We start from the raw sequence: 20,890 nt of genomic DNA on the forward strand, positions 1-20,890 counted from the left end.
AATATGTAAACTTATGCTGTTCGTTTATATAGGGTAAAGTGTACGATGGGTTCAAGTGAGCAAACATGGCAAACGTTATCGGCTCTGCCGCTTGCAATAATCATGTTTAATGAAGAGCAGAATCGCTTTTATTTTAATTCACTTGCACAATCGTTATTCTCAGTTGAAGAATACGCTAATTTACACGATTTAAATGTCGATCACTTAAGCCTAAGCGATACACACTCGAGCCGTCTGTTATCCTACGATGATTTTTTACCTTGCGCACAAAAAAGCAAACCACTGAGTATTACGCTGGCAAACAGTAAAAACAATACGCTTAAGTTACTTGATTTCAAATTTGCTTCACTCAGTCAGTCTTTATTTATTACTATTTGTGAACCTCGGACATTTAAAAGTCACGATCAAAGGCAAGACTTTGATGAGCTAATTTCACAAATTTCCACAGAACTTATCGATATTCAAAACGAAAGTATGGATAAGCAAATAGGAAAAGCGCTAAAAACCATTGGCTTAAATTGCCAAGCTGATCGCACCTATATATTTGAGTTTAGTGATGATGGCTTATCAATGAGTAACACTTACGAGTGGGTAAATACGGACATTGTTCCTTTTAAGGAGCACTTGCAAAATATTCCACGCACTCCCTGCCTTACTTTTTTCAGCAAATGCAAACTCGTCATGTATTTAATGCATCTAATACCGCTGAGCTGCCCGATGAAGCTGCGGCCGAAAAAGCCGAGTTTACCAATGAAGGCATTCAATCAGTATTATGTATTGGCTTAGTAAGTGAGCAAACACTGTTTGGCTTTATAGGCTGTGATTGCGTAAAACAAGCACGCCAGTGGTCGCAAACAGACTTATTGCGGATCAAATTAGTGGGCGACATGATCGCCAACGCGTTAAAAAGCTGGCAATACAAACATAAACTTGAGCACTCTCAGCAATTGCTGATTGCCGCGAATAAAGAGCTGCATCAACAAGCTCACATTGATAGCTTAACAAACATCGCAAACCGCCGGCAGCTCGACCTTGTTCTCCAGCAAGAGCTCAATCGTTGTGCTCGAAGCGATTTACCACTGAGTTTAATCCTCTGTGATATTGATGCGTTTAAGCTTTATAACGACTCACTTGGTCATCAACAAGGTGATTTAGCATTAAAAGACGTTGCAAGTATTTTAGCAAAACAGTGCCAACGTGAAGGTGATTTAGCCGCACGGTACGGGGGTGAAGAATTTGCCATCGTTTTATCTGCAACCAATAGCCAGCATGCCCTGACATTCTGCCAAAAACTGCAAAAAGCAATTAAGAAGGCCGCTATTGCACACCCAAGCTCGAACATAGATCCTTTGTTAACCATGAGTTTTGGCATTTATACATGCACACCCGATAAACAGACAACAGCAGATTCCGTGCTCGATATAACCGATAAAGCACTGTACAAAGCCAAGCAAAATGGCCGAAATAGAATCGAAATGGGCTAAGAGTAACCCGCTTCGATTAATATTCTATATCGTATAATTCAGTTGATTAGATAAGCGCACTTTAAACTGTGCTGAAATTCTCAACTACCTTACAAATTACACTCTAAACTGACTAACCAAACCTTTTAGATGCTGAGCTCGCGATAACAAACTTTGTGTGCCTAGTTGTTGCTGTTGAGCGTTATTATGAATCTCAGTTGCACTCCCTGAAATTTCATGAGCAGATTGGTTTATATGCTCAACAACTGTGCCTTGTTCTTCTGTTGCTGCGGCAACTTGATGGTTGCCTTGACTAATCATTTCAAATTTATGTTGAATAGCTTGCAAAGATGACAACGCAACCTGAGTCAACTCTGTTACTTTTTGACTACTCAACGTACCTTGGGCTATCGCCTCTTGCGATTGTAGCGAAGAGCTTTGCAATCGAGACACTTGCTCACGAATTTCAGATGTTGAGTTTTGTGTGCGCTGTGCAAGTGAACGAACTTCATCTGCAACGACAGCAAACCCTCTACCCTGCTCTCCCGCTCTTGCAGCTTCAATAGCAGCATTTAATGCCAACAAGTTAGTTTGCTCAGAAATTGCATTAATTACTTCTACTACCGAGTTAATTTCAGCTGCTTGAGCTGCAAACTCACCGATACTTTTATCGACATCCATTAAAATATTATTCAGTTCTGTCATGGTCTTAGCTGTGATTGCCATACTTTGAGTGGTCTCAGCCGTTTCTTTAACCGCTTCTTCTGTATCGCTTGCAGTCCGATGAGCAATATCAGAGACCTCATTGATAGTTTGCCCCATTTCAGTGATAGCCGTTGCGACTTGATCAGTTTGCGCTTTTTGATCATCGGTAGCTGCAAACGTTTTATCAGCTGAAACGGCTAGATCATCAATCCCTTTACGCATCGCTTCTTCCGTTATGCTAATTTCATCAACTAGCTCAGCCACTTTTCCTATGATTGCATTAAAACCTTTAGCAAGGTGTCCCAATTCATTATCAACGCTGTCGTCTAGGCGCTTATGTAAGTCACCACCTTGACCAGACATTTCGAGCAGTTCATCACCCACACCACGAATTTTTGCGCTCAACCAATTAGCAAAGTACAGAGTTAGTACGAGGAAAATTGCGGCAAGGACAATACTAACAATGATTGACATGATAACCACTGCATTTATAGCCGATGAAATTTCGTCTTTTGGCTGTATCGCAACCAACGTTAGACCCATGCCTGAAATGGGCATCAAACCGGCGTAAACATCATTGCCATCAAGTTTAATTTGCGAAAGTGTAAAGCTACTTTTGTTAGCATTCGTAATATTTTTAAATGAACTCAATTCATTAATATTTGATACTTGTTTACCAATGTAAGAATTATTCTCATGCGCAATAACACGGTTACTATCATCTATCAAAAATAAATAACCATGTTCACCTATTTTGCGTGACGTCACAATGCTCGATATGTCTGAAATGTCATACCCAAGGCCTGCAACCCCCACTTTTTCACCATTAATTTGCACTAAAGTATTTACATAAAGTGTAAGTTGCCCTCCTTCTTCACTAACATCTAATGCAAGTGCCTGACGTTCATTAGAGCTTAGGAAATCGAAAAACCAGTTATCGCGTGGTTCGTTTGCCGAAACAGCTTTAAAAAAACCTGCCTGAGTGTAATAACTTAAGGTATTGCGACTAACCCAAAAGACAGAAGAGGCGCCACTTTTAACTTTTAAATCAGCAAAATAATCCATAACACGATGATGGATATTTGAGTTTTTTTCTCCCTCACTCATCCACTGATGTAACATCAAGTTTTCGGCAAATGACTGAGATACTGAAATAGGGTAGCGCATTTGTGCATCAATTTGCGCTGCAACTTTACCCACCGCATCAGGTAACAATTGGGTTTCTGTTTGCTGATAATACAGTTTTGAAAATTGGCTTGTATTTATCAATGCACTTATCGTTGTAACAATAAGCAAAGTACAGAAAACAAAGCTTATAAAAATGGTGCGAAGTGACAAGTTACGCATGTGAGTAGACCTCAGACTTTATATGTAAATTAAATAGTTAAGATCATCCTTGCGTCTTAGGGGTGATTTTAGGCAATAACCCTTTGTTAAGCAATTACTATTTATATTTTTACAATTGTTATTACGTAAATTATCTTCAGTAAACTAATAACCTATTTTCTTATTAAGCAAGGGCTATCATTTGCTCTCGGTACACTTTAGGCGACACACCATACCAGCGGTTAAAAGCATGATGAAATGCACTTAGCTCAGAATAACCACATAAAAAAGCTATTTCAGTCAGTGATAAATCCGTTTCTGTCAGTAAAGACACACTTTTTTGCTTTCTGAGTAACGCCAATTCTTTGCTAAAATTAGTGCCTTCCTTAGCTAGCCGACGTTGTAATGTTTTTTCACTCATATTCAATGCTTTAGCGAGCACAGCACAACTAAACTGGCCTTGAATTAAATGCTCTTCCAACAGAATACGCAAAATCTGAGTTACTGTACTTTGTGATGCTAACTTTATATTACTCGATAAAAGTACCTGGCTTTGTACTTGCTCGCTAAAAAACAAACTATGTGTTTTCGCAGCGTATTCAATCGGGCAATTAAAGTGTTCGTCAATTTCAGCGTTAGGCTCTTTACGCTGTAAACAAATACGCGTTGGACACCAGTCTTTACCCTTCACTGTACGGGCTATTTTTAAACAAAAAGCCATGGGGGCTTCGTAACTTAATAATGACATATCGCGCTCGCCGTCACTAAAGTTAAAGCGCAGTTCATACTCTTCACCATGATCAATTAGCGACACATTATGAGTATCTCCCATCAGTTTTTGATAACGCAATATAAGTCTAAACGCACTGAGTAACTGTGTTGATTGAATAATAGCCATTCCCACAACAGGGATAGCGCGTACGTTCATATTGCTACCAACATATACGCCTAAGTGTGTGTTTGGCAACATGGCTTGCGCTTGCTTCCAAAGCAAACTGACATGAGCTTGCGGATACCGAGCACTTTGACTGCTCAGATCAGTGAGTCGAATATTCGCGTTTTCAAATAACTCGTTAATCGGTAAGCCTTGCCATTTAAAAGACTCAGCCATAGCCCGTAACCACCAGCTTGAAAGAGTACGCACACACTGTCCTAAAAAAACAATTCAATGACCCATATTATCAAGTAATTTAAAAAATAAAAGCCTATTGTTAACCTGTAATTAACAACGGAGAAAGTATTATGGGCACTGTAGCCAGTAAACGTGAATTCACAAGCTTCAAAGAGTTTTACCCCTATTATCTTCAAGAGCATAAAAATAAAGTCTGCCGACGCTTACACTTCGTTGGTAGCTGGTTAGTGTTAGCTATTTTGTTCGCTGCTTTATACCAACAGCACTATAGTTGGTTGCTGTTATGCCCTGTTGTAGGATATGGGTTTGCTTGGATTGGTCATTTCTTTTTTGAAAAAAACCGCCCAGCCACTTTTACCCATCCTTTTTATAGCTTTATTGGTGACTGGGTTATGTTTAAAGACATTATCGTTCGTAAAGTGCCATTTTAGGAAATCATCATGACCATGAAACATTCAGTCTCAAAACAAGAATGGCATGCACGTGTGGAACTTGCAGCTGCCTACCGCCTCGTTGCTTTATATGGTTGGGATGACCTAATTTTTACGCATATATCAATGCGCGTACCAGGTACTGAAAACGAGTTTTTAATAAACCCCTATGGCATGATGTTTCACGAAATCACAGCATCAAGCTTAATAAAAGTTGATCAACAATGTAATAAGCTGCACGACAGTGAATACCCCGTCAACCCTGCGGGCTTTAATATTCACAGTTGTATACATATGGCACGTGAAGATGCTCATTGCGTTATTCACACTCACTCATTAAATGGCACAGCAGTGTCTGCAAATAAAGACGGCTTACTGCCCATATCACAGCAAGCTGTGGTTGTTCACTCAGGTCTCAGTTATCACGATTATGAAGGAATAGCACTTAATCCCGCGGAGCAAAGTCGCTTGGTCAATGATTTAGGTAACAATCACTTTTTAATGTTGCGTAATCACGGCTTGTTAACCGTGGGCAGCACCGTTGCCGACGCCTTTTTGTTTATGTATATATTTGAAGCGGCCTGCGCTGTTCAAACCCGTACGACCCAAAATACAGAACACTTAGTACAGGTTCCTAAAGCCATTGTTGATGGCATAAAAGGACAAACAGAAATCGCAACTAAAGGACTTGGCGGTGCAATTGCTTGGCCTGCTCTGCTGCGCTTATTAGATTCTAAAAGTCCAGGCTACGACCAATAAGGGCATACCATGCAAATAGATATTTTGACTAAAGTAGTGCTGCCATTAGCACTGTTTATCATTATGTTTGGTATGGGCTTAGGACTCAAAAAGAAGGATTTTGGGGCTTTATTCTTAAGCCCCAAAGCACTGATTTTAGGCCTAACATGCCAAATGTTATTGCTCCCTATGGTGGCTTTTTTACTTGCCATGGGTTTAAAGCTTCCTTCTGAACTTGCGATTGGCTTAATTTTAGTCGCATGTTGTCCAGGCGGCGTAACATCTAATTTATATACTTATCTATTTAAAGGTGACCTGGCCCTATCGATTAGTTTAACCACTTTAGCAACCTTTATATCCCCCTTTACTTTGCCGTTTATTGTACACTTTGCTATGTCATCATTTAGTGTGCCGGGGAATGAATTCACGTTACCAATAGTAAAAACGATTATACAAATGCTGGCTATTACCTTATTGCCTGTCACTATTGGTATGCTATTCAACAACCTTAAACCCCACCTTAGCAGTAAAATTGAACCATTAATTCGCCGACTTTCGAGCGTATTTTTAGTCATTATTGTCGTGGCAATTATTCATAAAAATGCTGATCTAATGTTTAGTTTTTTTGCCACCAGCGGCCTTGCTACACTTACCTTAAACCTAACCACACTGATGCTAGGGCTATTCTTTGCCAAAATATCCGGATTATCGCAGCCTCAGCAAATGAGTATTGCAATCGAAGTTGGATTGCAAAATGGTACGCTTGCTATTTTAATTGCTAGCACCCTCATAAATAACCCCACGATGGCCATACCCGGTGCGACATACAGCTTATTTATGTTTCTAACAGGGTATATTTTTTGTTACCTATTTAGCGCCCATAGCAATAGACAAGCACGGCTCATAAAAAACGTTTAATACTCCCTCAACAGCCAGCCACTCACAACTGAGTGTGGTGCTGGCTGTTCATTTAACAAATTTATGGCGCGACATGCTTCCCAGTGATAATGTAGTTATTGGAAAAAAATAACATTAACAGTCTCTAAGGAAAGTACATGGATCCCCTATCGCAAATTTTCGATTTACTATTGAATGTCGAAGTTTTTATTCTAATTTTCATTTTAGTGCTATTGAAAAGTAGCGTTAAATTCGTGCCTCAAAACCGTGCTTGGTTAATAGAACGGTTTGGTAAATACCAATCAACAAAAGAAGCCGGCCTTAACTTTATTGTGCCATTTATTGACCGCATAGCCGCTGATCGTAGTTTAAAAGAACAAGCACAAGATGTGCCTTCACAGTCAGCTATCACGAAGGATAATATTTCATTGATTGTTGATGGCGTATTGTATTTCCGAGTGTTAGACCCCTACAAAGCAACCTATGGCGTAGATGATTATGTGTTCGCAGTAACTCAGCTTTCACAAACAACAATGCGTTCTGAGCTCGGTAAAATGGAGCTGGATAAAACATTTGAAGAGCGCGACCTATTAAACACCAATATCGTATCAGCCATTAACCAAGCTGCTGAACCTTGGGGTATTCAGGTTTTACGCTACGAAATTGTATACCCCCAAACACAACTACCACTTCAGTCTAAAATAAAACTATTAGATAGCTTTTTCTCGATAAATAGATTTTTTTGTGCTTTTAAATATTTAATGTATACTCCTAAATAATACCTATTTACCACTTCGTTTAGGGAGAAGGAAATCTCAAACTTAACGCTAAAAGCGACTATTGCTCCCAACAATGTTAAGCCATTTGAAAGTCGTGTAGTCATATCATCCCGAGGGATTCTTTCCAGTCATGTGGAATATTTGGCTAAATACAGGAACAAAAGCAAATCTTGGCGTAACCAGTCATGTAATGCTGTTGTTAAGTTCTTAGATTACTCAGAAGCATATGACCATAAATTTAGAAATCCTCGTTTAATGTTTGAAGCTTTTGCTGAAACACTTATTGATGGAACTATATTAGAAGACGGTAGTGATCCAACCCATCTTTGGTGGGAACCATTACAACCAGCGACAGCTAACGCCATAATTAAGCACATTACAAAGTTCAGCGACTTCATCTACAGTAAAACAAAAGACGAACGTCACTTACTTAATCCGGATGTTCACGCAACAAGAAGTGAGTTTTTACTTTCTCTAGCGGCCTATCATCATCGAAAGAACAATTCACTCCTTGCTCATACGTTTGATGACCAAGCGGCGCTAGAAAAAGCAAAACGCAACAAGTTGGTGAAATTGCACCATACGATAAAACAAAAAGATGTTAAGGCCACTGAAGAAGACGTAATCATAGATTTGATAACAAATGGTTTTTGGCGCACTAAAAACAGAAACGATTTAACTAATTTAAACATTAAGAATGTGCTTATTAGCATGTTAATTAGTTATGGTGGGCTGAGGGTAAGTGAGCCATTCCATATATTCATAAGCGATATTTACGATGACCCAACGGATGACTCACAGTGCTTTATAAATATTCAGCACCCTGCACTTGGCGAAGCACCTGAATATTGGCGTAAACACAATGGAAATAAGAATGCGACTAGAGATGCTTACTTGCGAAAAAAATATGGTTTGCGACCACGGACTGAGCTACTAAACACGTTTGGTGCAGGTTGGAAATCTCGTCATATAACTTCATTCAACGTCTATTTGTTTCCGAGTACAGCAGCACGCTGGTTCAAAATGCTAGTTGACCTTTACATTAGAGAGCAACGAGTAACATCCCCGACGCATCCACACCCATATTTGTTTTCAGATGAAAATGGAAAACCTGCAACAATTAAGCAATACACAGCAGCTCGACAAAAGGCCCTGAGAAAGTTGGGTTATGACCCTTCAAAATATGCTGGCAATAATCCGCATGGAGGAAGGCACTTCTTCGGAAGCACGTTAAAGGCTAAGGGAGTTAACGCTATACACATTAAAGAGGCTATGCATCATAGCAGCATCAAGTCACAGGAAACCTACGTCGAAGCTGAACTAAAAAAGGAAATGAGGGCTGAGATGCTTAAACTGGAGTCTAAAGGTGTAGAGTCGGTATCGATGCAAAAATCATCAGATGCTCAAGATTTTTTTAATGACATTAGTTCATTGAGCTTTGAATAAAGTTTTTTTGCGTAATAAAGGCATTAGAAAACGCGCATAAGTTTAAATTTTACAAGCAATTAGGATTCATTAGAAGGAATTATGCTAGCATGTTAGCACTGGCATTTTCAATGATGTGGCTACCAATGTGGTTTGGCTAATTTTTGAGCCGCAAAGATCAACAGCCCCTAGTAAAACATTAAGAGCTCCATCGTTCAAAGTTGAACTTGATTGGAAGAATCTGAAATCGGTGTATACAAGATCAGACGTACAAAAACATTAATCACATCAACTCGTTAAAAGATTAGCGAATGATATATAAATTATAAAAAGGGTTATCTAGTTGGCAAAAAAATTTTATACCTATCAAGAGGCTATGCTTAAAGTGCATGATGCAGGGATTAAAACAGGTAAAGAATATGATGCTTTGCAAAAAACGGATCCTAGACTTCCCTCGACTCCAAGGAAGAGCTATAAGGAATATGATAATGCTGAGTTTTTTGGTAAAGAAACGTTCTACACATATCAAGAAGCCATGAGCAAAGCGCGAGATGCTGGTATTAAAACAAAAGCCGATTATAGAGAGTGGCAGAAGTCAGACCCTCGCCTTCCTTCAACTCCAAATCGACATTACTATGAATATGATGCAGTTGAATTTTTTGGTAAAAAAACTTTCTACTCATATGATGAAGCAATAAGTATAGTGCAAAACTCAGGGGTTAACGGTATATCAGAGTATCGAAAGTTGCGAAAATCTCACCCTCGCCTACCATCAAACCCTCAAATAACATATCCTGAATATGACAATATAAAATTTTTCGCTAAAGTAGGTTTTTATACTTACAAAGAAGCTATTCGTAAAGTTCATGATGCAGGGATCAAATCCTCAAGAGAATACCAAAATTGGCAAAAATCAGATCCGCGCCTTCCTGCAACTCCTTCGAAGTATTACGATGAGTACGACACTCTAGAGTTCTTTGGTAGCCAAGCGCACTATACTTATCAAGAAGCCATCCTCAAAGTGAGAGGTGCAGGGGTCAAAACGACTGTTGAATACGCAGAATGGCAAAAAAAAGATCCTCGCCTTCCTTCAACTCCACAGCAATTTTACGAGCAGTACGATCATTCAGAGTTTTTTGGCAAAGAGTCGTTCTTCACCTATGAAGAAACAAAATGCCAAGTGCATAATGCGGGCATTAAAACATATGCTGAATATGAACAATGGCAAAGAATGGATTCGCGTCTTCCTTCCAATCCTCGTCGATTCTATGAAGAGTTCAAAAGTGAAGATTTCTTTGTTAAAGAGACGTTCTACACATATCAAGAAGCCTTGAGAGAAGTTAGAAATGCGGGAATTACAACAGTTGCCCAATACGATCAATGGCAAAGAAGTGACCCTCGCCTACCTTCGAATCCTCGTACATACTACAACGAGTACGACAATGCAGAGTTCTTTGGTAAAACAGGCTTTTATACTTACCAAGAAACCATGCTGAAAGTCCACAGAGCTGGAATTAAAACAACTACTCAATACGACCAATGGCAAAAAAGTGACCCACGCCTTCCTTCAAATCCTCGGGATTATTACGATGAATATGTGCGTAGTAAGTTTTTTGCCAGAGAGCTTTCCATTGAAGAGTTCGTGAAAAAAATAAGAAAAAAAGGAATCATTAAAAAAAGGGAATACGATGAGCAACTAGCGGGTACTTCAGTGATGTATCCCAATGATCCTGTTAAATATTATGGTGTTGATTCATTTAAATCGCTGATTGGTTTTGAATACTGGGGGCTAGAAAAAACATGTGAGTACATAAAGGCCCATAAAATTAAAACATCTTACGAATACATGGAGCACGCCAAAATTGTCCCCAACTTACGCTCACACCCCAATAAAATAGTTGGGTTTGTAGGTGAACTACACTATTACCGACCCTCAACATTTGAGGTTTTTTTGGAGCAAAATCCTAGTTTTAAACCTTGGTGTGATGTTGCTGATGCTTATTTGGCTAACGGCAGCAGTATATCAAAACGTACTTCCATTGTTGCAAAGTTTCTTGGCTGGCTAGCTGACAATAATATTAATGGAGATCCTCTTACTTTTTTAATTAACACATCGATTTATCCTAATTTTAATCTATTCTTGGCGATGCTATCTAAAAAAGAGCAATCAACAAATACAATTAGCATCGTTAACGATTTCATAAATTTAATTTTAAGAACATATTGTACTGACGAAGACGAAGAAACGGGTGAAATTTTTTGGCACCCAGATTATCGAAATCCTTATTCCAATCACACACTGAATGGAGAAGCCAATAAATCGCGGCCTAATGAAACAGTTAAGAAGATCTTACCCTTTGCTCACGTAGATAAAGCGAGGGAGTTCTTATGTCCTGATACTGCAACCAGCTTTAATGAATTGATCGCGGCGCATGATATATATCAAGCGGATTACTTTGAGGTTCAAGAGTCTCAAATAGATAAGAATGATCCAAACTGTGTCTGGCGTACCCGAGAGGTTTATCGCGAGAGCGGTCGAACAAAAACATTTATTTATGAAATGTGGTCACCAGTTCGAACCGTTGCCATGCTATCGTTATTTGAATTGCCATTACGTGGTCAACAAATACTTTGGAACGATTCGGGTGAGTGGGATGAAGAGTTGCCAAATTATAGAAATGGACAGTTGACTTGGGAGAAGAATTCAAGAAAAGTGCAAAACCACTTTAAAAACCCCCAAGGGTTTATTAAAAAATACGATGAAAACTCGTTTGGTTTTTATTGTACAACGAACAAGACCAAAAACGTAGAAGGGGGCTATGCTGCTCCTTATATGCCTGAAAATCTGGCAAAGTGGCTAATCTTATTGCGTGACTGGCAGATGAAATACAACCCTATCTCTGCTCCAACAAAATGGTCAAACGATTTTATTCCAGCGGCGAGTCGTGTTTCCAAAACTCGATTGAGACGAAGAGGGTATGAAGGTCAGCAATGTTTCTTATTTAGAGATCCTACCGCCAAAAATGATGTTCTTCGCTCAAGGCCTTTAAACCGTTCAGCATTCAAAAATGGGCTACCGATCTTGTTGTATCATATCCAAGATGAGCAAATAAGCTTAGCAAAGTTTGACTGCACTCCTAGAAGAGATAATTCAAAGATGAAAACGATGAATCGTTACAGCTCTGAATATACTCCTCATAGTTTACGAGCAAGCATCATTACTGCCTACTTGGTTGATCATAAGCTGTCACCTGTATTAGTTTCTAAGCTGGTTGGGCATGCTAGCCTAGTCATGACAATTTATTATGCAAAAGTGACTGCGCCGGCTATGAAGCGCGAATTTGAACGTGCTGAGTTTGAGGCACTGAAAAACAAGCAGAACTCAATTAACGATGCAGTCATGGCTGCTAAGTTTGAAAACTTAAAGGCGTCTTATGTTGATAATACAAATGGGGAATTTCTTGCAAAGCTAGAAGGTGTAACTGGAAATGCTATCGTTGATAAAGGATGTGGTATCTGTCCCTTAGGCGGCCAGAGTTGTCATGAAGGCGGCGAGCTTGTTGCTGAGAAATCGACATACCGAAGTCCCGTTCCAACGTCGTTGGTTTTAGGACGAAGTAACTGTGTTCGCTGCCGATTCTTTATAACCTCTCCAGTTTATCTGCCGGGGCTAAAAGCGCTATTTGATTCTATTGCACTGAGTATTCGAGATTTAAACGATAGAATTGAAGAAGTCAGTGAACAGCTAGAAAACCTCAAAGATGAACGCGATGAATGCGAATTTGCTGGACAAAGTTTCACGAAAACATTTGAGCTTAACCGCTTGCAATCGGTATATGAAACATCTGTAGCCTCTCTCGATGGCGCAATGTCCGATGCTATTGCTACTTATCGCTTAAGTGATGCGGTAATACAGTTGTTGAACGATGAAGCTCCTAATGAAAACGATAAAAAGCTTCCTATGGTGCTCAATGATTCAACACTCTCGATTGAACTACGTGAATCTTCGAAGTTTGAACAGCTACATGAGATTTGTCAGTACGCAGACTTGTTTATGTTTTCAGACCCTAAAGCAGCTGTAATGGAGCGAACGCAAAAGATTAACAAAATGCTTTTGGAAAACAACATTTCAGCAAGCTTATATAGTCTAACTATTGAACAACAGAAATTGATTGGAAACCATCTAATAAACAATTTGGTCAGACGCTTGGGGGGATGGAATGAACTAGACAACGTCGCTGAAAAACGTACTAAACTGCGAGACTATTTACCAGCGGCGGAGTTAAAGTCATTAACAACTGAAATAAAAAATATATCTAACAGCATACCGATAAGAAATGTAGCCTTACCTGAGGGAGAACCTTCTCTATGAATACTGATGTTCAAGAACTGTATGACGATCTTATAGCGGATTGTAAACGCAAAGACGCACGAGATAAGTTATGTATTCTTAAGTCTGTACTGGATGAGCAAGTTGACAATAACGTAACGGTATTTAGCCTGAAATACGTCGCTAAACTTTCGGAAGAACGTGGTGGTCCTGCTTATCAAACCATCATTAATAAATCAGGTAAACGCTACAAGACGTTGTTTGATAAGTATATTGAAATTTATGAAGATAAGCGTGAAAAGCCGCCTATTGAAGATAAGAACAGTTGGATTGATAAAATTGAGGATACGGCTTCACAATATCGAATTAAACGTATGCAGTCAGAGCTGAAAAAACTCAAGTCTGAAAATGATTTGCTTAGGCAAGTAAAGTCGGAGGTGGTGATAAAGCTAGATAACTTTGATGGTGGAATTGAAGCTATTGATAATCAAACGAAGCAAATTACGGCGTCACCTATTAATCTTCTTACCTCTGAGCTTGAGACATTAAAACAACTCCTTGATGAAGGATATTTACGTCGAAACAATCTTAACTATAACGAAAAAGGAGCTCTCTTATACACTTCGGAAAGTGGTGAGATTGTCCAAATATCAGATCGTCGTTTGGACAGTGCACTTAATAAAGTACTAACTGTGCATAGTGATAGTAATTAGTATGGCTAACGGACAACAAAAAGCTCAGCAAACACTAGAAGCTTTTGAGCTGTGGGTTTCGACTCAATCCAATGACGATTTCACTCAGCTAATCTACAGAGGGCAACTCAATCGCGGCGAAATAGCTAAAGCCATCGGTTGTGGTAAATCTGCTCTTAACCAGAACCCAGCGCTTAAAACAGCCCTTGGCAACTTGGAAGATAGGCTTCGCGAGGAAGGTGTGTTACCTCCCTTAACAATAAGGGCAAAAGAAGAATCAGATAAACCCAAGCAATACGACAACACTACTCATAAAAAACACCTTGAGTCGAAAAGGCTATCGGCTATTGAAGCCGAGAATATTGAACTGAAAGCTAAAATTAAAGAGTTAGAATCTAAGCTTGAGCGCTTTGGTGAGTTATCGGACACCCTATATGAAATGGGGTTTATGCCTCGATGAATACAGAGTATTTTCGTGTAACTAGCATAAGGTTTCATAGCAATAAACATGTGATTTTCATGGGCATCCCGCTCAAAAAGAATAGCTATAAAATGCACAGCGGTAAGTACACGGTTTCAGTTAAAGCATGCCCTGATAGCCTCCCTGTGAGTCCGGCCATTGGTCAACACTGGGAAGTTAAAGGTGTAAAAACCTTCAGTGAGTATGAGAACAATGGCTATGTCATGACACAGCATGTTTTTGACTCTCCAATTGAAGCAAAATGCTCTCTTCCTGAAATTGGCGAACAACTCATCAGGTTTATAGCCAACGAAAAAGACTTTATTGGTATCGGTGAAAGTAAAGCCAGACGGTTGTGGAATGCCTTGGGGAGTGACTTTCATCATCTTGCTAAGAAAGACACAACAGAGTCGAGAAGTCGACTTAGCGGCCTTCTGAGCGAAGAGTCCATCAACGCACTTTATAAAGGCTATGCCAAGTATGCTAATTTAAGTGCGTGTAACTGGATGTCAAATCACCATATACCTTCTTCTATTCAACAGCGTTTGCTTAAGCATCATAACGACAAATCCATCACCGCCATTAAGGAAAATCCGTATCTATTGATCGGTTTTGGTATGTCATTTGAGGATGCAGATAAACTCGCTGTTACCATACTCGACCGTGACGAAGATGAACCCAAACGCCTAAGCGCAGCGTTAGAAATTGCAATTCGCAAACAAATAGAACTGGGTCACACCTACACAACACAAAATGAGCTTAAACCAAAGTTAGCCGCTTTATTAAAAAACCAAGAGTTATGTGCCAAGGCGTTTAAAGCTGGACATCATAAGGCTCAATACGTTCTTAATCATCAATTAGGTACATATCATCCAACAGCACAATTACTGATGGAGAATGTCGTTGCAAAACGACTGAATAAGCTTGCTAGGCAAAATAATTTATATGACGAAAATGCAAATTCTGCATATTGCTTTGCTGTTGAACAATTGCCTTATGAGCTTACCCAAAAACAAACCGAAGCAGTAATAACATGTTTAGATAATGCAGTAAGCTGTATAACCGGTGGGGCTGGAACGGGAAAGACAACTGTTCTCAGAACGGCACTTAGAGCATATCATCATCTAGGATATGAAATTCACGCAGTTGCACTCAGTGGCAGAGCGGCAATGAGGTTGCATGAATCGATAGGTTTTATTACTTCAACCATCGCCAAGTTACTTCGTGATGCACCAATTGAACCAAGTAATGAACAACCAAAGCACCTATTGGTTATTGATGAAGCCAGTATGATTGATTTGCCCACAATGTATCGCTTGGTAAACCATCTTCATCCAGAGGTACGCATTATATTCACAGGTGACCCTGACCAACTACCACCAATAGGGTGCGGTAAGGTTCTTGCAGACATAGTTCTATCAAATACCATTGCAAACACTATGCTGGATATCGTAAAACGCCAGGAAGGCTCAACTGGTATACCGGAATATTCAAAGCAAATAAACCAAGGCTTAGTCCCTGAAAATTTAAGTTCTGGGGCGGTATACTTTCATGAAACTCCTAAGCACCGTATTGCAAATGTATGTTGCGAGTTATATGAAGAGTCGTCATACAATAGCCGTGTTATGGCACCGACTAAAAAACTGGTTCAAGACATTAATAATCAAATTCAGGATGCTGTTAATGAGCATGGAGAGCAATTAAAGTTCAATCTCCACGGCGATGAGTTTCATGTAAAACTTAGAATTAACGATCAAATATTGTTCACTCAGAACTTATACGATAAAGGAATCAACAATGGTTCGCTTGGGGAACTCACTTCGGTTACTTCCTCCGAAGGCTCATTTGGTGAAGTGACACTAGATACTGGTGACAAAGTTGAAATCACTCAGCAAGTGCTTGATGGAATGGAGTTAGGATATGCAATAACACTACATAAAGCCCAAGGCTCACAATTTCCTAGAGTAATCATAGCGCTTCAAAAAGGTCGAATTGTTGACAGAGCTTGGCTTTACACTGCTATAACTCGGGCTGAAAAAGAAATACATATTGTCGGTTCATCTGAAGATTTTAAATCAATCACTCAGTCACCTAGTAACTCAAACAAGAGAAATAGCTTCCTTTATGAAATGTTCCGGATGTAAGAAATAGCATCTAAATTGAACAAATTTAGTTGTAGTAAATCATGCTCAATCTTACACATTCACTGGTTAGTCAAGATTAAATCGTCCAGTCGGACTTCTGGTATCCTAACTCACAATTGGACAATTCCGTGTTGGCTCTAGTAGCATGAGCTGAAAGGTCTCGATTGTGCTGAAGACATTGTCCTTAAGTTTTTTGCCATATATTTTCTAATGAATTGCTTTTGTTTTATTACTAAGAAGTCTCCATAATAAATTTATTAAAGCATACTAGCGGTTAACAGGACGTTATCTATGAAGGGTAAGTCAACAAAACACTCAAGATTAAAATTAGCAAAATATTTGAATGAGCACCTTTGCTCATTTGGCAATGGGTTTGAAAATAAAGTCATATGTCCAACATGCGTAAAGGAGTTTGATTTGAATTCAGGTCAACGCAGCTTTACGGCAGGTCATATCTTACCAGAAGCTTCTGGAGGGAATGAATGGACTTTTCTTTGTAAGGATTGTAATAGTCAATTTGGTGAAAAACAGGATAAGTGGTTAGGCGAATATCTTAATATACTGAATAACCCTATGGGGACGCTTTTAGATGCCAAAACAAAGAGTAGGTACATAAGTATTAATGACAAAACTGTTAATGGATCAATAAGTGTCTCGGACGTTGACGGAGGTATTGATATTGCTTTACCTATCAATAGAAACCCACCCGGTAAATTAGAATCAATGAAGTTTGGTGAAAACCTCGAAATTAACTTTGAAATACCATTAACGCTTCACGAAAACGAAATTGCAGTTGGATATATAACTGCCGCTTATTTAATGTGGTTCAATGAAATAGGTTATAACTGGGTTTTCCAAAGTTCACTAGATAATGTGCGAAAGCAGATATTGAACTGTAATCGAGATATTGATGGTGCGAAGGTAATCGATTTACCTACGGACAAGATGGAAATGCAAGGGGTTGGAGTCATTATCAATTCAGGTACTTTATATCCATGCTGTGTAGTTGTCGATAAATTGGTTGTATTTCCTACGCCACCTACTGTAGCTTCACCCACACCTAAAAATGTAAAGTTTGAGTCGCCTTGTTATATAGAGTTTTTAAATCTGGCTGTTTTGAATTTTCCTTATCTAACTCTATTTGACGGGTATCATGTTGTTGTGCCTAATCGTTTAAGAAAATGTCCCCCCATTCCAGATAAACTATTCAACATTTATTCTGAGCAGGGGAAAGAAGCCGGATTATTTTCATTAGTAAATGAGGATATGACAAATTTAACCAATTGAAGATACAAAAACTAATCCAAATCACCTTTTTTAGTGCAATTGACTAATGCCTCCAAAGTGGCATTAGTGATCGTTTTTTGCCTGATTAAGGGTGGTGACTCAACTCGTTTTGGGGCAAAGGCGAGTTATATTCATAACTCTTCGATGGACAAAAGTGTGCCAGCAAAGATGCGGCTTAAAAACAAGGTGCCGTTACGCAAACACTCGTAAGCGGTGTCTATCTGGGTCTAATGCAACAAAGTTAACGCCATACACAGACTCTTCGCGTTCCTGAGCAAATTCCACACCTAGTTGCTTCCACTGCTTGAACAAGTTATCTAGAACGACGCGGCTCGTTGCAGGGATTGAAAGTTCGGTGCCACCGCCTCTAACTGAGCTGCTTGGCGTAAGTGCATTAACTTGTTTCAGAGTAATCTTCACATTTTCAGCAAACTCTAATACTGCAAAAGTTGGCGATAAAAGCTTTGGCTGACATTCAAATGTTTCCTCATAAAAAGCCATGCTAAGCTGGATGTTTTCTACGTAAAGAACTATAGAGTCAATAGCGAACATATTAATAGACCTGCATTTGTTGAATACTAAATTAAGTATAAACAAAAGTACTGACAGTTTTTGTCAGTAGAAAAAATGCTTATGTTCGATTCCCTCTAAAGCCTCCCACTCAGTTAGCAATTCATTGCGAGAACGTTCGTATCGAGAATTAAGTTGAGAAAAAGAGTGAATTTTATCCACCCGGAAGTTACGGTAATCGCTTCGTGTTTCGCACCATGCAACCAAAATATTGTATTGCTCAAATATTCCTATAAGTATTGGCCACACAACCCTTTTTCTGATAACCCCTTTGGCATCTTCATAAACAATTTCAGCTTTATGCGCTTTTTGAATTGTTGCTTTCAACTCTGTTAGCGAGATCATTAGCTTCGGAACTTTGAGAGCTGAAGCAACTCTAACGACACTCTCAGTACGCTTGGCTCTGTGCTCAGAGGGTAACACTGCTGAGATTTTAGCAAGTGCATCAATGGCAGCCTCGCTAAATTCTCCGTTAGCTTGTTTCGCCACCCATTCTGCTCCTAATCTGAGGGCTTCAAGCTCTTCAAAGCTAAACATCATAGGTGGTAAATCAAAGCTCGGCTTTAAGATATAACCAAGCCCAGCTTCTCCTTCGAGATCTGCTCCTTGAGCTTGTAAAGTGACAATATCACGATAGATAGTCCTAACACTTACATTAAGCTGACTAGCCAGTTTCTCAGCTGAGATTGGGTATTTATAGCGTCGTAGTAGTTGAAGAAGATCTAGAAGGCGTTGACTTCGGGACATTGCAAAAACTCATAAAATAAAGAATATGCCTAATGTACTAAAAGAGAATCAACTGATCATTCAATTAAAAGATGTGTGAACGACTTAATAATTAAATAATCTACCGTCTTGACTCTCGAAACTCATTTTGGGGCATAAAAGCATGCCACTACATGCTAGTATTTAGTAAGGAATACTGTGAATTCATTTGAGCACTATGTATGCATTGAACCTAATAACTTGGGGCGTTTCTTTTTAACTGTGACAAGATATTATCATTCAATTTTAACCAATTAGTTTCGTATTCCCATGTCTTTTTGAAGTCGTCATTGCTCCTTGAACTTTCAAGCATTTCTCTAAAATCGAAGACACCTGAAAAGTTATCAACCGTAACATCATAGCTTCCATAACCTCGGTTTTCAGGCACAATATATTTTAAAAAATTAGATTTAAAATCAGTTATAGTGCTTACTAATTCCTCTGAATCATTTAGTTTTTCTCCTAAGAATTCTTTTTCAAAATCTGTAATTGTGCCTGTCGCTTCTAAAGCACCAGATTGGTTTATAGCAATTCCCCAATTTTTATTGGCCAATGAAGGGTTCTGCCTATTTATATCTGAAAGAAGTGAGTCATAGGGAGACAGCATTTTTTCTACCGCTTTTGGCACACTACCTCCCGGCAAATATAATTCACCAGTAGCAACAGCTAGCTCATGCATATAGTCATCAACTGTTTTAGTTATGTCTATCTGGCTCGATGTCATCGTCAGCGGCTTGGTATATGTTTGGCTTAGCTCTGAAGACGCGCTTTCATGGTATACGTCATCCGCCAATTTTTTAAGCTCAGTATCTAAAAGAGCCTTGCCATTTATAGGTGACTCTATAGTCACATTTTGATTATTAAGTGGTTGCGGTAAACTTCCAGAATTAACCTTCATAATACGTCCCTGATTTAGTGATGTAATTTTATATCGGCCTATTCTGATGATTCTTTACATTCATCATTTTAAAAAAAGGCAGCTAAGCTAATTGTATTATTATTAGGGATGGATTATTCTTGAAAAACTTAGGGGAGTAGTCTCTTGCATTAAGCAAGGAAACTGTCAACAGTCTCCGGGCAACATCGCTCGTGGCAGTTTCGAACCGTATCAGGTTTTGACAAGACTTAAGGCAATGAGTCATTTCGGGCAGAGGTGGTTTGTTGCCTTGTTAGTCTAGTCTGCCCTAAGGATACATAATGAAACTACGCCACCACCAAATTTCACCTCACTTTATAAATAGACCAGACAATTCCGTTATATGCCTATCAAGTAATGATATAGAGGGGGTATAGTTATGCTCTTAGCCATAGCCGCAATTATTGCGGGGTTTATCTTACTCGTATGGAGTGCAGACCGCTTTGTTGAAGGAGCGGCATCTACGGCAGGCCATGCCGGCTTACCTTCAATTTTAATTGGTATGGTTATTGTTGGTTTTGGGACTTCGGCTCCGGAAATGGTTGTGTCTGCCATGGCTGCAAGTGATGGAAACCCTGATTTGGCGTTAGGTAATGCACTCGGGTCCAATATTGTAAATATCAGCTTAATTCTTGGTGTAACAGCCATCATTGCCCCTATCACTGTTCAGTCTAAAATTGTTAAAAACGAGCTTCCCTTATTATTAGTTGTCGTACTTTTTTGTGGGTACTTGCTGTATGACGGCGCTTTATCAGTGATTGATGCAAGTCTGTTGTTGGGCGGATTAGTCTTGTTCTTAGCATGGTCAGTCTATTCAAGTATGAAATCAC

The 20,890-nt window shown here is 39.3% G+C and carries 16 protein-coding genes and 2 pseudogenes; 13 read left to right on the forward strand and 5 right to left on the reverse strand.

Going from position 1 to position 20,890, the window contains the following annotated elements:
* Positions 1–45 precede the first annotated feature (45 nt).
* Both LPA49_RS12445 and LPA49_RS12450 read left to right on the forward strand, forming a co-directional pair.
* Positions 46–786, forward strand: a complete 741-nt coding sequence (locus LPA49_RS12445) for a hypothetical protein (protein WP_230236652.1) — start codon at positions 46–48, stop codon at positions 784–786.
* A complete protein-coding gene (locus LPA49_RS12450; protein ID WP_230236654.1) occupies positions 669–1,484 on the forward strand; it encodes a diguanylate cyclase in 816 nt (271 codons plus the stop codon). The genes LPA49_RS12445 and LPA49_RS12450 overlap by 118 nt, the downstream gene beginning before the upstream one ends.
* A 96-nt stretch (positions 1,485–1,580) precedes the next feature.
* Here the strand turns inward: LPA49_RS12450 and LPA49_RS12455 are convergent, their stop codons facing one another.
* Complete coding sequence (locus LPA49_RS12455) at positions 1,581–3,515, reverse strand: methyl-accepting chemotaxis protein (RefSeq protein WP_036972216.1); 1,935 nt, start codon at positions 3,513–3,515, stop codon at positions 1,581–1,583.
* Positions 3,516–3,678: 163 nt separating this feature from the next.
* Positions 3,679–4,638 carry an AraC family transcriptional regulator gene (locus LPA49_RS12460; protein ID WP_230236656.1) on the reverse strand — a complete coding sequence of 320 codons (960 nt, stop codon included), beginning with the start codon at positions 4,636–4,638 and terminating at the stop codon, positions 3,679–3,681.
* 98 nt (positions 4,639–4,736) lie between these two features.
* On the opposite strand from LPA49_RS12460, the gene LPA49_RS12465 reads away from it, so the two are divergent.
* The 10 genes and pseudogenes from LPA49_RS12465 (at position 4,737) to LPA49_RS12510 (ending at position 17,809) form a co-directional block, all read left to right on the forward strand.
* Entirely contained in the window at positions 4,737–5,057 is a 321-nt protein-coding gene (locus LPA49_RS12465) for a DUF962 domain-containing protein (RefSeq protein ID WP_036972220.1), read from the forward strand.
* 3 nt (positions 5,058–5,060) lie between these two features.
* Entirely contained in the window at positions 5,061–5,816 is a 756-nt protein-coding gene (locus tag LPA49_RS12470) for a class II aldolase/adducin family protein (RefSeq protein WP_230236677.1), read from the forward strand.
* Positions 5,817–5,825: 9 nt separating this feature from the next.
* Positions 5,826–6,713 carry a bile acid:sodium symporter family protein gene (locus LPA49_RS12475; protein WP_074988739.1) on the forward strand — a complete coding sequence of 296 codons (888 nt, stop codon included), beginning with the start codon at positions 5,826–5,828 and terminating at the stop codon, positions 6,711–6,713.
* A gap of 137 nt (positions 6,714–6,850) precedes the next feature.
* Positions 6,851–7,411 (forward strand): annotated as a pseudogene (locus tag LPA49_RS12480) (SPFH domain-containing protein); the annotation flags it as partial.
* Between the two features lie 120 nt (positions 7,412–7,531).
* Complete coding sequence (gene gmtY / locus LPA49_RS12485; RefSeq protein ID WP_326847805.1) at positions 7,532–8,917, forward strand: gamma-mobile-trio recombinase GmtY; 1,386 nt, start codon at positions 7,532–7,534, stop codon at positions 8,915–8,917.
* 322 nt (positions 8,918–9,239) lie between these two features.
* The gene (locus LPA49_RS12490) at positions 9,240–13,268 is read left to right on the forward strand and encodes a VPA1269 family protein (protein WP_230236660.1); all 4,029 of its coding nucleotides are present in this window, start codon (positions 9,240–9,242) and stop codon (positions 13,266–13,268) included.
* Positions 13,265–13,939 carry a gamma-mobile-trio protein GmtX gene (gene gmtX, locus LPA49_RS12495; RefSeq protein ID WP_230236662.1) on the forward strand — a complete coding sequence of 225 codons (675 nt, stop codon included), beginning with the start codon at positions 13,265–13,267 and terminating at the stop codon, positions 13,937–13,939. Before LPA49_RS12490 ends, gmtX begins: the two co-directional genes overlap by 4 nt.
* A gap of 1 nt (position 13,940) precedes the next feature.
* Positions 13,941–14,378, forward strand: a complete 438-nt coding sequence (locus LPA49_RS12500) for a VPA1267 family protein (protein WP_230236664.1) — start codon at positions 13,941–13,943, stop codon at positions 14,376–14,378.
* Between the two features lie 59 nt (positions 14,379–14,437).
* Positions 14,438–16,522, forward strand: coding sequence for an AAA family ATPase (locus LPA49_RS12505; protein WP_230236666.1), 2,085 nt, complete (start codon positions 14,438–14,440; stop codon positions 16,520–16,522).
* Positions 16,523–16,813: 291 nt separating this feature from the next.
* Positions 16,814–17,809: an HNH endonuclease gene (locus tag LPA49_RS12510; protein ID WP_230236668.1), complete on the forward strand. Its 996-nt coding sequence runs from the start codon at positions 16,814–16,816 to the stop codon at positions 17,807–17,809.
* A 192-nt stretch (positions 17,810–18,001) separates the two neighbouring features.
* On the opposite strand, the gene LPA49_RS12515 is transcribed toward LPA49_RS12510, so the two are convergent.
* From LPA49_RS12515 to LPA49_RS12525, 3 genes are all read right to left on the reverse strand, one after another.
* Positions 18,002–18,361, reverse strand: a complete 360-nt coding sequence (locus LPA49_RS12515) for a VOC family protein (RefSeq protein WP_199525848.1) — start codon at positions 18,359–18,361, stop codon at positions 18,002–18,004.
* 63 nt (positions 18,362–18,424) lie between these two features.
* Positions 18,425–19,126 carry a YafY family protein gene (locus tag LPA49_RS12520; protein ID WP_199525847.1) on the reverse strand — a complete coding sequence of 234 codons (702 nt, stop codon included), beginning with the start codon at positions 19,124–19,126 and terminating at the stop codon, positions 18,425–18,427.
* A gap of 211 nt (positions 19,127–19,337) precedes the next feature.
* A complete protein-coding gene (locus tag LPA49_RS12525; protein ID WP_199525846.1) occupies positions 19,338–20,042 on the reverse strand; it encodes a hypothetical protein in 705 nt (234 codons plus the stop codon).
* A gap of 397 nt (positions 20,043–20,439) precedes the next feature.
* Between LPA49_RS12525 and LPA49_RS12530 the strand changes: the two are divergent.
* Positions 20,440–20,890, forward strand: a pseudogene (locus LPA49_RS12530) (calcium/sodium antiporter); the annotation flags it as partial.

Origin of the sequence: Pseudoalteromonas sp. MB41 (assembly GCF_020966275.1) — a bacterium.
Lineage (GTDB): Bacteria > Pseudomonadota > Gammaproteobacteria > Enterobacterales > Alteromonadaceae > Pseudoalteromonas > Pseudoalteromonas lipolytica.